Here is a 14,958-nt window from a genome sequence, read left to right as displayed (position 1 = left end):
TTCCATCAAAAAATCGAATTGCCTTGTAAAACAGCGGATAAAAGCTTGCCGCTGAGCGCCAAGCTTTTATGGTTGGCGGGTGTTTATTGTCAAAGGTACCCCCATGACCGTTTCCCCCAATTCATCCGCCGCACTTTGGTCGATCATCGATACCAAGACGCCCGACTTTATCGCCTTGAGCGACCGGATCTGGGGCATGCCGGAAACCTGCTACATGGAAGAATCGTCCGTTGCCGAGCATGTCGCCATGCTGAAGGCCGAAGGATTTCGCGTCAGCGAAAAATTGGCCGGAATCCCAACAGCCGTGATGGGCGAAGCAGGGGAGGGCGGCCCCATCATTGCGTTTCTAGGCGAATATGACGCCCTGTCCGGGCTCAGCCAGGAAGCAGGCGTGGCTGAACATAAGCCGATTGCCGCAGGCGGTAACGGCCATGGCTGCGGCCACAACCTGCTCGGCTCCGCCGCTCTCCTGGCCGCCGCTGCCCTGAAAGACTGGTTGAAGGAAAAAGGCTTGCCCGGACGGGTGCGCTATTATGGTTGTCCGGCCGAAGAGGGCGGAGCCGCCAAGGCCTTTATGGTCAGGGCAGGGGCCTTCGAAGGTGTCGATATCGCCATCAGTTGGCATCCAAACTCCTTCGCTGGCGTGCAGCGCACCACCTCGCTTGCCAATTCCCGTGTCGATTTCACTTTCCGGGGCAGGGCAGCCCATGCCGGATCAAACCCCGATCTGGGGCGCAGCGCTCTCGATGCGGTGGAGCTGATGAGCGTCGGCGTCAATTATATGCGCGAACACATGCCATCCGATTGCCGCGTGCATGCCGCCATTCTGGATGCAGGCGGTATTTCACCCAATGTCGTCCAGGCCTATGCCAAGGTTCGCTATCTGATCCGCGCCCCGGAACTGCAAGGCATGAAGACCCTCGTGGAACGGGTCAAGAAAATTGGCGAGGGCGCGGCATTGATGACCGAGACCCGTCTGGAAACACAGGTGATCAGCGCCGTTTCCAACGTGCTGACCAATGGTCCACTGATGGCCGCCATGCAGGAAGCCTGGGAAGAACTCGGCCCACCACCTTTCGATGCGGCAGACCGGGCTTTTGCCGAAACGATCCGCGCCGTCTTGACGCCGGAGGAAAAGTCGGCGCCCTGGCGTTTTGAAGGCCTGCCGGAACGCGATATCCCGCTTGCCGATTTCATCTTACCCGCCCATGACCGCACGCCGCTGCTGACCGGGTCAACCGATGTCGGCGATGTCAGCTGGGTGGTGCCAACCGTGCAGGCCGATGGGCCGACCTGCGCCATCGGCACACCGTTCCACACCTGGCAATTGGTGACGCAGGGGAAAAGTCCGCTGGCGCACAAGGGCATGATCGCCGCGGCAAAGGTCATGGCTGCCACAGGCCGCGCCGCCTTCGAAAGCGAACAGTTACGCGAAGCGGCCCTTGCCGACCTCGTCGCCCGTCGCAAGGGCCAGCCCTATCAAAGCCCCTTGCCCGCCGATGCAGAACCGCCAATCGTGGAAATGGGTGGTCGTAAGTAAGAAGCCGTACCTATGGGTCTGCCTCCGTGACTCGTAAAGCTTGCTCGGATTTGTTCGGCTTGGCACCAAGCCAGCCGAACAAATTGATATTGTGTTGCTTGACCCAATTCACGTAACGTTATAACAAAACTACTCATCAATATAGTTTGAAAACGGACTTGTGCGGAACTGCAACCCATGTCAGTGATAGATTCAAATGGTGCTGTGGCCTTGCAAAGAAGGCTGCGGCTGAAAAGGGAATACGGTGAGGCTTACCCAAAAGGGACCGAAACCGTGGCTGCCCCCGCAACTGTGAGCGGCGAGTGGGCCTGCACGATGCCACTGGCGACAAGCCGGGAAGGCGCAGGCCAACAGCGACCCGCAAGCCAGGAGACCTGCCATTTAGATGTTCAACCGCAACGGACGGGGTGTTCCGATGGCAGCGATAAGACTACAGGTCCGCCGAGAGGCGTGGCCATCCGTTCCTTGTTCAGACGATCCAGCGCGAAGCGGGACACGTCTGCTTTCCAGTCTACTGATGCAGGCTCCTGCATGAGCTGTGATGGTCATGGCGCCTCTCTTGAGGTGAGGGGGCTCAGCTATGCGCCAACGGGCGCACGATCCCTGATAAGAAACGTGGATTTTACGCTCGACGCCGGTGAGCGTCTGGCGATTATCGGCCCGAATGGCGCTGGTAAGACATCTCTGCTGCGCTGCCTTTATCGAGCCGTGCGCCCCAGTGAGGGCAGGGTGCTGCTGGACGGGCAGGATGTATGGGCGATCGATCCGCGGACGGTTGCCCGCCGGATCGCCGTCGTGGTCCAGGAAATGCCGGCAGATTTCCCTTTTACCGTCGAAGATATCGTCATGATGGGCCGAATTCCCTGGCAAAAAAGCGCGTGGAAAAGGTCGCAGGGCACCGGAGACGACAAAGCCAGAGCGCTGCATGCCATGGATCATCTCCATGTTACCGATCTGGCGCGACGTGATTTTGCAACCTTGTCGGGCGGCGAAAAGCAACGCGTTCTCGTCGCCCGGGCGCTGGCGCAGGACCCGCAATTGCTCATTCTGGATGAGCCATCGAACCATCTCGATATTCGCAACCAGTTGGAAATTCTCGATCTGTTGCGTGGTCTCGGCATTACCATCGTCACCACGCTGCATGACATCAATCTTGCCGCAGGCTTTGCCACAAGAGCAATCATCCTGAAGGACGGACATATGATTGCCGAGGGCTGTCCGCGCGATGTGCTGACCGCAGACCATCTGTCCGCAGCCTTCACCGTTCAAACTCATGTCCACAGCCTGGATGGCGGCGCCACCCGCAATTTTTCCTTCGCGCTCAGTGCCTGATCCTAACCCATTGGACCATAAATGAAAAACGCTCTTCTCACTTTCGCGCTCTCAACCTTTCTTGCAGCAGTCAGCCTCACCGCAGCCGCAGCGGCGCCCGTTACCGTCAAGAGCTGTAACCGTGAGGTTACCTTTGATACAGCCCCGCAACGCGCCGTCTCCAATGACGTCAACCTGACCGAAATGATGCTGGCGCTGAAATTACAGGACCATATGGTCGGCTATACCGGTGTCTCCGGCTGGAAGACATTGGACGAGAAATTGCGCGAAGGTGTCAGCCAACTGCCGGAACTGTCACCGAAATATCCGAGCAAGGAAGTCCTGCTGAATGCTAATGCGGATTTCTATTTCGCCGGCTGGAACTATGGCATGAAGGTTGGCGGCGAGGTGACACCGGACACCCTCGGCCCATTGGGCATCAAAGTCTATGAACTGACCGAAAGCTGCATTCACATCATGGCCAAGGCCAAGCCAACCATGGACGATATGTTCATCGACCTCATCAACCTGGGCAGGATATTCCGGGTCGAAGACAGAGCAGAGGCATTGGTTGCGGGCTATCGCCAACAATTGGCGAAGATACAGGCCAAAATCAGCCTGACAGACAAGCCGGCAACCGTTTTTGTTTATGATTCCGGTGAACAAAAGCCATTCACATCGGGACGCTTCGGCATTCCGACCGCAATGATCGAGGCCGCTGGCGGCGTCAATATCATGGATGACGTGCAGAAAAGCTGGACGGAAGTGTCATGGGAACCGGTGATCGAGCGGAATCCGCAGGTGATCATCATCGTCAACTATGGCGAAGTAACCGCTCAACAGAAGATCGATTACATGAAGCATAACCCCGCCTTCCAGAATATCGACGCTGTGAAAAATGACCGCTTCGTTGTGCTTGACTATGTCGAGGCAACCCCGGGACCGCGCAATATCGATGCAATCGCCCGGCTGGCCCAAGCCTTTCATCCGCAAAGCCTGTAAGCCTTGACTTTCATTAGACATTTATATGTGCCGATCCTGCTGGTACTGACGATCATCATCGTCGTCAGTGCCGGTATTTCACTGGGTGCGGCTCCCATTCCTGTTGCCACCGTCTGGAAGATCCTTGCCAATCACTTGGTCCCGGGCAGTTTTCCGGTGGATTGGCCAGCGGGGCGGGTGAGCATCGTCTGGGACGTTCGATTTCCCCGCGTGCTACTCGGTGGACTTGTCGGGGCTGGGCTGGCGCTAACCGGGGCGGTGCTACAACCAGCGACCCGCAATCCACTCGCCGATCCGCATCTGCTCGGCGTCTCCTCCGGTGCAGCGTTTGGTGCAATCCTTGCTTTGCTGCATACCGGCATGGTCTTCGGACTGCTGACCGTGCCGCTTTTCGCATTTGGCGGGGCGCTACTCGCCACCGCCACGGTGGGACTGGTGGCGGGATTGACCCGCAGTCTTCAAGCCGACCGGCTGGTGCTATCGGGTGTGATTGTCGGATTTTTCTTTACCGGGCTCGGCAATCTCCTGGTCTTTCTCGGAGATCCCCGCGCCACCCAAACCGTGACCTTCTGGATGCTGGGTGGGCTTGGCCTTGCCCAATGGCAGCATCTGATTTATCCCGCCGCCGTGCTCGCCGGTGGACTTTGCTATCTCCTGCCCAATGCGCGTTTGCTGAATGCCTTGGCCATGGGCGATGAGACGGCGGCAACCCTGGGCGTGCCTGTCGCCAGGTTTCGCATGATTTTATTTGTGATCTCCGCACTCATCACCGGGACAATGGTCGCCTTTTCAGGTGCCATCGGCTTTGTCGGCCTGATGGTTCCCCATATGGTGCGAGCATTGGCGGGATCAGACAATGTCCGCGTCCTGCCGCTCTCGGCGCTGACGGGCGCATTGGTGCTGATCCTCGCCGATCTCGTGGCAAGACTTGCCGTTGCACCAGAGGACATGCCGATTGGCATCGTCACAGGTCTCGCCGGATGCCTTGCCTTTCTCTGGATCATGCGCAAGGCCAAACCCGCCGCATAGACGGTTAGACTACGCAGACAGAGCCTTGGACAATTGGTGTATATGCGCCGCGCCAATGCCGCAGCAACCGCCAATCATCGTTGCACCCGCGTCAGCCCAATCGCAGGCAAAGCGGCAATAGGCATCGTCGGTCAGGTCGGCACGGGTCTCATGCAAGCCTTCATTCGCTGCGGCCTCACCCTGCTCACCTTCAAAAGCATTGGCATAGACACCGATGTCCAAGGAAACACCTTTTTGCCTGAATGTCGCTGCCGCCACATCCACCGCCGCCTTCATCACTTCCGGCTTGCTGCAATTGAACAGCAGCGCCGATGCGCCAGAGCCAGCTGCCCAAAGAGCCGCATCCTGAACCAATTCGCCGGAGCGAAGCTTCGGCTGGCCTCCAGCGTCCTGTCTCGCTTCATCGGCCAGTGTAAACGAAATCCAGAAGGGCTTGCCTGTTGCGGCAACCGCTTTTTGAACAGCTTCGCCTTCGGCAATCAGGCTGAGAGTTTCTCCAAGCCACACATCGACGAAGGGCGCAAGGTTGGCAACCAGCACATCCAGATATCCATCAACTCTTGATGGATCGAAATTCTGCGGCTCATAGGAACCGAAGATCGGTGGCAAAGACCCGGCCACGAGCACCTTTCGACCTGCAGCATCCGCCGCCTGCCGCGCCAACTCACCCGACAGAGCAATCAGAGACGGGCCTTCGCTCTGGAACCGTTCTTCGCCAATGTGAAACGGTACCAATGCATAAGAGTTGGTCGTCACCACATCTGCGCCCGCCGCAATGAATTCCGCATGCACCTGGCGAACGATGTCAGGGGCATCGATCAGGGCGAGCGCCGACCATTCCGGCTGCTTCAACTCCGCACCGAGCCGAAGAAGTTCACGGCTCATGCCGCCGTCGAGAATACGAACCTTAGTCATGCATATAGTCCTGTTGGTTATCGCCGGATTGGAACCTGCGCCTCGACCACCCGAAAGCAACGGGCAATGATCGCGGTGAGAGCGAGATAGAAGAGGGTGACGACGATCAGCGGCTCATAGACAAGCAGCGTATCCTGGCGCACCTTGTAGGCGACTGCATAGAGATCCATGACCGTCACGGTAAAGGCGAGGGGAGTGGCCTTCAACTGCATGACCACTTCCCCGGCAATGGTGGGGAGAGCGATACGGATAGCACGCGGCAGCCAGACCCGCCGAATGAGCGTGAAGCGTCCCATGCCGAAAGCACGGCCAGCTTCAAGTTCGCCCTTAGGTACGGCCAGCAAGGCTCCGCGCAAAACTTCGGCCTCATAAGCCGCGTAATTGAGCGTGAAACTGACCACCGCAAAGAAAAATCCCTCCCGCAGCAGCGGCCAGATCAGACTTTGACGAATACCCGGGACCATCGGCAGCAATGATCCGACGCCGTAATAAAGCAGCCAGAGCTGAATCAATAGCGGCGTGCCGCGAAAAAACGTCGAATAGCCGCGCGCAAGGACCCGCGCCACCGGTCCGCCGCTGACCTGCGCAAAGGCGAGGCCAATGGCCATTACAAATCCGAGGACGACCGAAATCACCAGCAATGCAAGGGTTTGCCATGCTCCGGCGAGCAGCAACGGCCAGTAATTGCCTATCCAGGAGAAATCCATCACATCTCCTAGGACAACATTGGCTGACCGCGCCGCACTTGGCGCTCGATCAGCTTGAAGAACAGGTTGGAAACGAGAGTGATGGCGAGATAGAGCAGGGCGGCAGCCAGGAAAAACAGGAAGTAATGCTTGGTGCTCGCCCCTGCCAGCCGGGTCGCAAGTGCCAGTTCCTGATAGCCGACAACGGCAACCAGCGCGCTATCCTTGGTGACAGCCATCCACAAATTGGCAAGGCCGGGCAGGGCGTTGGGCAGCAGCGCCGGCAAAGTAACCCTACGAAACCGCAGGAGCGGCGACATGCCGAAGGCTTTTGCCGCCTCACTTTGACCAATCGGGATCGCCAGAATAGCCCCCCTGAGCACTTCGGTCATATAAGCACCCTGGACGACGCCCAGAACCGCAATCGCGGCAATCAACCCATTGACCTCGACCACTGGCATGCCAAATGCTTGCAACAGCCGGTTAAGTCCATCGGTGCCTGCATAATAAAGACCGACAATCAGGATCAGTTCCGGCACGGCGCGCACCGCTGTCGTGTAGACGTCGAGCAATCCGAGCAGCAGGCGGTTACCGGACAGCTTGCCCAAAGCGCCGCCAATCCCAATCGCCAACCCGATCAGAAAAGCGCCCGCCGAAATGATAAGCGTTGCCCCGGCACCCCATAGCAGCGTTCCGCCCCATCCAGGTGGATAGGGGGAAAGCAGATCGAATATGCCGGGGGAAACATTCATTTACGTAAGCTACCGTTTACTTACCATAGATGTTGAAATCGAAATATTTCTTGGTGATCTCATCATATTTGCCGCTGGCCCGGACAGCGGCCAGCGCCGCATTCAACTTTGCCTTCAAAGCGGTATCGTCCTTGCGCAAACCGCCACCCACGCCTGAACCAAGCACGGCGGCATCATCGGCGACATCGCCCATATTGGCGCAGCAATCCTTGCCTGCATCACTCTTGACGAAAGTGTCGAGCACGATGGAATCACCGAAGACGTAATCGATCCGTCCTGCGGCTAGGTCCTGAAAGGCTTCATCCAGCGTCTGGTAGGTCTTTTCCGAGGCCACCTTGGCAAAATACTTTTTGTAATATTCAGACTGAATGGTCGACACCTGAATACCGATGGTCTTGCCCTTGACGTCATCGGCGCTGGCGCCCGGCTTCATATCCTTCATACCAATCAGTCGGCTGGGGGTATTGTAATATTTATCTGTGAAATCTATCACCTTTTTGCGCTCATCGGTAATCGACATGGAAGACCAGATCACGTCGAACTTCTTGGCGCCCAAAGCCGGGATCAGTCCATCCCAGGACAGTTCGACGATAGAGCATTTCTCTTTCATCTCAGCGCAAACAGCATCCATCAGGTCGATTTCCCACCCCTGCCATTTGCCGCTCGCATCCTTGGCGAAGAAGGGCGGATAGGATTCGTTCATAACACCAAACCGCACATCGGCCTCGGCGGAAAAAGCGGAAAAGGCAAAGGCAGCGCCTGCCAAAAGCAGCGGGAAGAATTTCATAAAAGGCTTTCTCCTGGTTGAATTTTAAATTCTCAAAGATCCGGTCAGACGCCGATCCCCCCGGTAAATTCTCGACACCGGTCGCTGAACGGATTGCCGAAGACTTGTTCAGGCGGCCCCTGTTCCTCAACCTGTCCTTGATGCAGAAACATGACATGGCTGGAAACATCGCGGGCAAAGCGCATTTCATGCGTGACGAGCAGCATGGTGCGGCCTTCCTCGGCCAGATCCCGAATGACCTTCAATACTTCACCGACCAATTCCGGATCGAGCGCCGATGTTGGCTCATCGAACAACATGACGGCAGGTTCCACGCAGAGTGCCCGTGCAATAGCGGCACGTTGTTGCTGCCCACCGGACAGGAAAGCCGGATAAGCATCGCGCTTGTCATAAAGGCCGACCTTATGCAGCAACGCTTCGGCCCGTTCGATAGCCTCCGCGCGCTTGACGCCCATCACATGCACCGGCGCTTCGATCACGTTTTCCAACACAGTCCGATGCGCCCAGAGATTGAAGTTTTGAAACACCATCCCAAGTCCGGTCCGCAGCCGCTCGACCTGACGCCAGCTGACGGGCTTTGGCTCACCACGCCGCCCCAGCTTGATGGCAACCTCTTCACCATTGACGACGATACGCCCTCGATCCGGCATTTCTAGGAAGTTGATGCAGCGCAGAAACGTACTTTTTCCAGACCCCTAAGACCCGATGATCGAAATGACGTCACCTTTCGCCGCGCACAGCGATACACCCTTCAGAACCGCGTGTGCGCCGAAGCTCTTGTGGATGTCTTCCACCTCAAGGGCGAAACCGCCACTATCTGTCATACAGGATCCAGTCTTCAAATTATCTGTCACAATAATGGCTTATCCGCGCAGTTTATGCGCGCAATTTCGGACCAGATTGCATAATTACCGCAGAAAATCCTTGCACAAAGCGGATAGTCCCTGGAAAAAGAGTGTGAAACGCACCTTTGGAGGATCAGCTATATGGACCATTTGGATCGGTTCGATCGCCAGATCATCGATATCATTCAGAGAAATTGTCAGCTGAAGGCCGAGATCATTGCCGAACAGATCGGGCTTTCTCTATCGGCGGTACAAAGACGTCTGAAACGGCTGCGGGAAGAGGGGATCGTCAAAAGTGAAGTCGCTGTGGTCGACCGCAAGATGACCGGCCATCCCATGGTATTTATCGTCGGCATGGAGATTGAGCGCGACAATTACGATGCGCTCGCCCGCTTTCGCACATGGTCGGAACGGCAGGATCATATTCAGCAGGTTTATTATGTCACTGGCCAGGTCGATTTGATCGCAATCGTCACCGCCCGTGACGTTGAGCATTACGACGATATCGCTGCCCTTATCATGGCCGAAAACCCGCAAATACGCCGAATGCATAACAATGTCGTGCTGCGGGATATCAAGCTCGGGCTCTTCGTACCAATGGCGAAATAGAGACGATCTACTTCTCCACCAGCAGAACCGCTAAAACGCCCAGGTCAGCAGGTTTCCAGCGGCGGTGACGAGATAATAGGTCACGACACCGGCACCAGCGGCAAAGAAGAGTGAAAAAATCACCACAAGGCCATCGCGTTCCGCAAGAGCGATAGCGATCAGGATAATTGCAAGCGCCGGAGCGGTATTGCCAAAGGGAATTGGCAGGGAGATCAACACCGCCAACACGAGAATTGGCAGTGCCAGGATCATTCGCGCCGTCTTGCCCGTGAGAAACGGGAGGCGCCCGGCGATCAGCCAGCTCTCGAGTTTTAGCACCCAGGGCCGTCCAAGCCGCACCATTGTCTCCACGACCTTGAGCGACACGGTTCGCCGCGCAATAAAACCCGGAAGCCAGATCCGGTCCGCACCATACAACATTTGCACAGCAACGAATGCCAGGCAGGTGCCGAAAACCATGCCAAAAGGACCGGGCAGGGGAACCAAGGTCGGCAGGCAAAGCACCAGCAAGGTGAAGGCTATCCCAATGCGCCCCCGCCGACCGATCAGTTCACCGATGGAAATACCACCACGCAAACGAGCAGTTTCCAGCACCTCCAACAGGAAGCCGGAGCCCCGCACAATGTCGTCACTTGCGGCAGGACTCTGCTGTCGAGATATCATCATCATCTTAATCCGTACAACCGCTATCCCGCAGCGCTTGCTGATGCGACGAGCGCAGCACAAGGTGAATATCGGCTGTGCTGATTGCCACGTCAGCCGTTGCGAAATCTGCTTGAATTTTTTCAACAAGATCGATATCACCAGGCAATCGATGATCCTCCACATGCAGGGCCTGTGCGTAAAGCACCAAATCCTGGCCGCGCAGTCCCAAACGTTCGCCGGCCCAGAATCCAGTCAGAACGTTCCGACGGGCACGGATTGTAAAGGTGGTATCGTCCTTTGGGCACCAGTCCGGCCCTGAAACGCTCTGAACCATCGTATGTCCTCTGTCGTGAAGTTTTGTCATAACCTGTCCCTGTTCAAATCGTCTATACATCCCCGCCGGTCTCAGATCCAAGTAGTGAGAGGGCGGTCCGACACTCGGGAGAAATTTCCGAGACAACCGCAACCGGCGTAGTCCAGCCAAAAGAAATCCGTAAGCCAGAGGCAACAGCCCAGCTTGGATCATCAAGTGCCTGTTGTAATAATTTCGGAGCTGACTCTCGCACGCATGTTTGCGTCTGTTCTATTGTATTTGCCGATGCACTCATCGACGCCAGGCGACTGCGAAGATCTGCCTCTATCGGATCGATCAGAAAAAAGCTGATCAGGGTCGCAAAGATTTCCGTAAACACAGCCCTGCTCCTAGCGCACGATATTCAAAAGCTTAGGGGCGGGGATACGGTAACGGCAGTCACGGCCGGAGCGGTACGACATGTTCATCGCCATCGATGACAAGCAATTGGACTGGAAAAAAGGGCGCGAACCACCTGGCAGAACCAAGACCATGGCTACAATCCTATGCCGGCGCATGTGTCGAAAACGGTCCGACATCGCAGAAGCGCCGGCGGCTGCTGCCAGAGGGGCCCGGACCACGGGTTGGCTTGAAGATGGCGCTGTAAATAGACTGTTTCAAGGCATGCGTTCGACAATTTCATGGAATTTTTAATTCGGAAAATGGACAGTTATCCAAGCCCAATATCGTGCAAAGCGTATTTTCAGAAGAAAAAGACAGCACCTCGCGATTCCTGTTATTGCGGTTATGCGATACAAGACGAAATAAACCATCCGGAGAAAAGCCGAGGGCCAATCGCATGACTGAGAACAGCTACTTCACCAATTACGGGGGCCTGCCGCCCCAGACGCAGTTGCTTTCGGGCAAGGCTGTTTTCAAAACCGCCTATGCCGTCATTCCCAAAGGCGTGATGAGCGACATCGTCACCAGTCTACTGCCCCATTGGGAAAAAACCCGCGCCTGGATCATCGCCAGACCGATGACAGGATTTTCGGAAACTTTTTCGCAATATGTAATGGAAGTCCAACCCGGAGGAGGCAGCACGCGACCGGAACCAGATGGCAATGCGCAAACTGCCATCTTTGTTGTAGAAGGTGCGTTCACGCTTACACTTGATTCAACTGAGCATTATCTTCGTGCTGGGTCTTTCGCTTTTCTGCCGGCCGGTTCGACATGGACAGTTCTCAACACCAGCGATGCGCCGACAAAATTCCACTGGGTTCGCAAGACATTCCAGCCGGTAGACGGATTGGAGCCGCCACCGGCAATCTTCACCCACGAAGACGAGCATGAGATTGCCATGATGCCAAACACCGGTGGCGCCTGGGGGACCACCCGGTTCATCGATCCAAATGATATCCGCTATGACTTCCACCTGAATATCGTCAGCTTTCAACCCGGTGGCATCATTCCATTCATGGAAACTCATGTGATGGAACACGGCCTCTATGTGCTGGAAGGCAAAGCCGTTTATCGACTGAACGACGACTGGGTCGAGGTGGAGGCCGGTGACTTCATGTGGTTGCGCGCCTTCTGCCCACAAGCCTGCTACGCCGGCGGTCCCGGCAGGTTCCGCTATCTGCTTTACAAGGATGTCAACAGACACGCTCGTTTGTGGCCTTGAGCCAGCTCAGTTCATCGGCGGGAAAATCGAAATGCGAGGGGTGGATATCCCTTCGCATTTCACAGATGAACCCACCCCCATTGCTGGTTCCAGCCAGAATGCAACGCTTGCCGAAAATCTACATCTTCATATGCTCATAGCCAACACGTGCTGACGGAACACTTCCTTCGGCGTCCAGAAGTTCAGGCACTTTCTCGGCGTGTCGTTGAGACGTTCGCACAGGGCGCGGATATCCTGGTCGGTGACATTCAGCACAATGGTTTCCGAGGGCAGATAGCGTCGGACACGTTTATTGGTGTTCTCGACAGTGCCTTTTTGCCAGGGTGCCTGGGGGTCGCAGAACCATGCCGCTGTTCCCATGCCAGTCTGGAGTTCGCGCCATGACGTGAACTCCAGTCCTCTGTCGAATGTCAGGCTTTGCCGAGCGTTGACGGGCAGGGGAGCCAGATGATGGATCAGTTGTTTCATGATTGGCTTCGAACGCCGGTCATTGTTGCGAAACAGCACTGTATAACGGCTCTTTCGTTCAACAACGGTCGCTATGTTGGCGGAGCCGTGCTCCTTTCTGAAGATCATCAAATCCGCTTCCTGATAGATCGTCTCATGGCTAAGCCTTGTCTACGCACCACTCGACAGCCTGATCCGTCCTGAAATCTGCTCCGGCGACCAACCTTCTTGCAAACGCTCAATAACCGCAGCACACAAATGAGGATCGCGCAACAGCTTGCGATACTGACGTCTGCGAGTTGCGGCCAAGCGGTGCGCCGTCACATGCCAGTAGCCTTCAGCAATCGGGACCTCTTGGTCATGCCAGAAATTGCGCCGCAACTCCCGGCAGATCGTGGAGCGATCACGTCCAAGCCTGCGCGCAATCTCGGCCTGGTTGATCTTACTCTCATTCATCTGCGCAATGATGCGCCGTTCATCCAAAATCAACTGAACAAAGGAACGGGCCATTCCATCCTTCTAAAGTTATGGCCATTATTGTCTTCGTTGCATTTGAAAATGGAATCTACCCCCATTATAATCATTAAAATTGATAATCAACATTATGGAACTAATTGAATGTCATGATGCGAACTGCAATCAAATTTGCATTGTAACAAGAAGCGGCAGATGATCGGACGCCCTCCGAGCCAAAGGTGTGTCGATAACCCGTGCGTCAAGGATGTTCAATCCACCAGATGTCAGAACATGGTCCAGCCGCAGGAATGGAAACCGAGATGGAAATGTCGGCTTCGACCGACTGAGGTTCTCGGACTCGAGACTGGCTTTCGTGGCATCGGCCAATCTTGCCGTCAGGAGTTTGAAAGCTTTTGAGTTCGGGACTGCATTCAAGTCGGCTGCGACCACAATGGGAGCACCTGCTTCCAGCAAGGGTCCAAGCCATTCCACACCTAAAAGCGCCCTTGCCTGCTCTGCTCGCTCACCCGCCCTTAAGCCGAAATGTGTCACGCAGACGTTAACCGAAATATCTCCGATCAATACCTCCACCAACAGGGCGCCTCTTTGCTCACCGCGTGATGGCAACATGCCCTGCTGGACGATCCGGGTCGGGAACCTGGTCAAAAGTGCATCGCCATATCGTTCCTCGGCAACATTCAATGCGGAATGAAAATGTGATTGCATGGTGAGATAGCCTGCGATCACGTCCGCTTGATCAATTCCTGAGGTTCGGTTTCGCCCAACGTCCACTTCTTGAAGGCAGACAATATCTGCTTTGGTGGCTGCAATCACTTCGGCAATCCTGGCTGGATCGAGCCTTCTATCTGTGCCGATACAGCTATGAATATTGTAGGTAAGGAGACGAAATATGGAGCTCATTTTCAGGGAACACCTTAGGCAGGAAATCGTTCCCTGTATGAAGAGCAACCTCGGAACCGATTTGATGCAAAAGAAGATTTTGTTGAATGGTATTTTTCTAGCCGCAACTGCAATAGCCCTTTGGCTGAGTTATCGGGCTCTGAGCAAATTCTCCCTCAACGATATCGAAATGTCATTATCTGCCATCCCATGGACAGGTTTTGCTCTGTCATTATTCTTCTGCGCCGTCTCCTATCTTTGTTTGACTGGCTTCGACTATCTTGGCATCCTCTATGCCGGTTCTCGTTTGTCCTGGCGAAAAGCCGCGGTCGCGTCTTTTGTCAGCCTCTCCATTGGACATAATGTCGGCTTGGCGGCGCTGTCCAGCGGTGCGGTCCGCTATCGGTATTACCGGCGCTGGGGCCTGAAAAACGAGGAAGTCGCCAAAATCATTCTCTTTTGCGGCGCAACCGTCGGAATCGGCCTGATAGGATTGGCTGGCATTTGCCTTGCCTTGTTTCCGCAAAGCGCGGCCAAGCTCGGTGGCATGGGGAGCTTCGCCGCCCGGCTGATTGGTTTTGCTTGTCTGGCTGCAATTGTTATCTATCTCGTCGCCTCAGCCTGGCTGCGCGGTGAAATACGAATATACAAATGGCGCTTCTCACTGCCAACCTTGCCTATCGCCCTTGCCCAGGTCGCTGTCGGCATCGCCAATTTCACTGCCGTTGCCGCTTGTCTGTTTTGGTTGGCAAGATCGTCCGCAGGTTTTTTCGAAACGACAACCGCCTATGTCATGGCCAACCTCTCGGCGCTGGTTGCCCATGTTCCTGGTGGACTCGGCGTAATGGAAGCGACGATCTCGTTCATCATGGGCAAAGACGCATCGATCGGCGCGCTCATTGCGTTTCGCGTTGTGTATTTTTTCATCCCGCTAGCAATCGGCATCCCGGTCTTTGCTATCAGTGAATGGTATTATTCGCGCCACCAAGCCCGGGATAATTCCTCGTCAAATGAGACGGTAAAAGCAGCAACTCTTTGACGATGTCATAGGCAGCATT

14 protein-coding genes, 2 pseudogenes and 1 riboswitch are annotated in these 14,958 nt (G+C 55.6%); of the genes and pseudogenes, 7 read left to right on the top strand and 9 right to left on the bottom strand.

What is annotated here, in order from left to right; genetic code table 11:
• The first annotated feature begins 103 nt into the window (after positions 1-103).
• The 4 genes from ASB66_RS01000 to ASB66_RS00985 all read left to right on the top strand — a co-directional run bounded on the left by ASB66_RS01000 (position 104) and on the right by ASB66_RS00985 (position 4,882).
• The gene (locus tag ASB66_RS01000) at positions 104-1,540 is read left to right on the top strand and encodes an amidohydrolase (protein WP_114386163.1); all 1,437 of its coding nucleotides are present in this window, start codon (positions 104-106) and stop codon (positions 1,538-1,540) included.
• A gap of 180 nt (positions 1,541-1,720) precedes the next feature.
• A riboswitch (cobalamin riboswitch) is annotated at positions 1,721-1,936 on the top strand.
• A gap of 219 nt (positions 1,937-2,155) precedes the next feature.
• Positions 2,156-2,872 carry an ABC transporter ATP-binding protein gene (locus ASB66_RS00995; RefSeq protein WP_234613839.1) on the top strand — a complete coding sequence of 239 codons (717 nt, stop codon included), beginning with the start codon at positions 2,156-2,158 and terminating at the stop codon, positions 2,870-2,872.
• Between the two features lie 21 nt (positions 2,873-2,893).
• Complete coding sequence (locus ASB66_RS00990) at positions 2,894-3,853, top strand: ABC transporter substrate-binding protein (protein ID WP_060716277.1); 960 nt, start codon at positions 2,894-2,896, stop codon at positions 3,851-3,853.
• 27 nt (positions 3,854-3,880) lie between these two features.
• Entirely contained in the window at positions 3,881-4,882 is a 1,002-nt protein-coding gene (locus ASB66_RS00985) for a FecCD family ABC transporter permease (protein WP_234613837.1), read from the top strand.
• Positions 4,883-4,891: 9 nt separating this feature from the next.
• Here ASB66_RS00985 and ASB66_RS00980 read toward each other — a convergent pair whose 3' ends face one another.
• From ASB66_RS00980 to ASB66_RS00960, 5 genes and pseudogenes are all read right to left on the bottom strand, one after another.
• Positions 4,892-5,797: a homocysteine S-methyltransferase family protein gene (locus ASB66_RS00980; protein WP_060716278.1), complete on the bottom strand. Its 906-nt coding sequence runs from the start codon at positions 5,795-5,797 to the stop codon at positions 4,892-4,894.
• Between the two features lie 17 nt (positions 5,798-5,814).
• On the bottom strand, positions 5,815-6,504 hold the full coding sequence (locus tag ASB66_RS00975; RefSeq protein WP_060716279.1) for an ABC transporter permease: 690 nt from the start codon (positions 6,502-6,504) through the stop codon (positions 5,815-5,817).
• An 8-nt stretch (positions 6,505-6,512) separates the two neighbouring features.
• Positions 6,513-7,235, bottom strand: coding sequence for an ABC transporter permease (locus tag ASB66_RS00970; protein ID WP_060716280.1), 723 nt, complete (start codon positions 7,233-7,235; stop codon positions 6,513-6,515).
• Positions 7,236-7,251: 16 nt separating this feature from the next.
• A complete protein-coding gene (locus tag ASB66_RS00965) occupies positions 7,252-8,022 on the bottom strand; it encodes a transporter substrate-binding domain-containing protein (RefSeq protein ID WP_060716281.1) in 771 nt (256 codons plus the stop codon).
• Between the two features lie 44 nt (positions 8,023-8,066).
• A pseudogene (locus tag ASB66_RS00960) lies at positions 8,067-8,846 on the bottom strand (ABC transporter ATP-binding protein).
• A 162-nt stretch (positions 8,847-9,008) separates the two neighbouring features.
• On the opposite strand from ASB66_RS00960, the gene ASB66_RS00955 reads away from it, so the two are divergent.
• The gene (locus ASB66_RS00955) at positions 9,009-9,476 is read left to right on the top strand and encodes an Lrp/AsnC family transcriptional regulator (RefSeq protein WP_114386161.1); all 468 of its coding nucleotides are present in this window, start codon (positions 9,009-9,011) and stop codon (positions 9,474-9,476) included.
• 30 nt (positions 9,477-9,506) lie between these two features.
• Here the strand turns inward: ASB66_RS00955 and ASB66_RS00950 are convergent, their stop codons facing one another.
• Together ASB66_RS00950 and ASB66_RS26160 are read right to left on the bottom strand one after the other, a co-directional pair.
• The gene (locus tag ASB66_RS00950) at positions 9,507-10,142 is read right to left on the bottom strand and encodes an exopolysaccharide biosynthesis protein (RefSeq protein WP_158544195.1); all 636 of its coding nucleotides are present in this window, start codon (positions 10,140-10,142) and stop codon (positions 9,507-9,509) included.
• A 4-nt stretch (positions 10,143-10,146) separates the two neighbouring features.
• Complete coding sequence (locus ASB66_RS26160) at positions 10,147-10,455, bottom strand: ATPase inhibitor subunit zeta (RefSeq protein ID WP_060716284.1); 309 nt, start codon at positions 10,453-10,455, stop codon at positions 10,147-10,149.
• Between the two features lie 817 nt (positions 10,456-11,272).
• Here ASB66_RS26160 and ASB66_RS00935 point away from each other — a divergent pair.
• Complete coding sequence (locus ASB66_RS00935) at positions 11,273-12,097, top strand: bifunctional allantoicase/(S)-ureidoglycine aminohydrolase (RefSeq protein WP_060716286.1); 825 nt, start codon at positions 11,273-11,275, stop codon at positions 12,095-12,097.
• A 126-nt stretch (positions 12,098-12,223) separates the two neighbouring features.
• Here the strand turns inward: ASB66_RS00935 and ASB66_RS00930 are convergent.
• Together ASB66_RS00930 and ASB66_RS00925 are read right to left on the bottom strand one after the other, a co-directional pair.
• A pseudogene (locus ASB66_RS00930) lies at positions 12,224-13,054 on the bottom strand (IS30 family transposase).
• 129 nt (positions 13,055-13,183) lie between these two features.
• Complete coding sequence (locus ASB66_RS00925; protein WP_060716287.1) at positions 13,184-13,921, bottom strand: endonuclease/exonuclease/phosphatase family protein; 738 nt, start codon at positions 13,919-13,921, stop codon at positions 13,184-13,186.
• Between ASB66_RS00925 and ASB66_RS00920 the strand changes: the two genes are divergently transcribed.
• Positions 13,911-14,939 carry a putative bifunctional lysylphosphatidylglycerol flippase/synthetase gene (locus tag ASB66_RS00920; RefSeq protein WP_234613835.1) on the top strand — a complete coding sequence of 343 codons (1,029 nt, stop codon included), beginning with the start codon at positions 13,911-13,913 and terminating at the stop codon, positions 14,937-14,939. The two genes, ASB66_RS00925 and ASB66_RS00920, sit on opposite strands and share 11 nt — an antisense overlap.
• Positions 14,940-14,958 lie beyond the last annotated feature (19 nt).

The sequence above is a fragment of the Gillisella vitis genome, from assembly GCF_001541345.2.
Lineage (GTDB): Bacteria > Pseudomonadota > Alphaproteobacteria > Rhizobiales > Rhizobiaceae > Allorhizobium > Allorhizobium vitis.
This window is presented reverse-complemented; position numbering and strand designations above follow the sequence as displayed.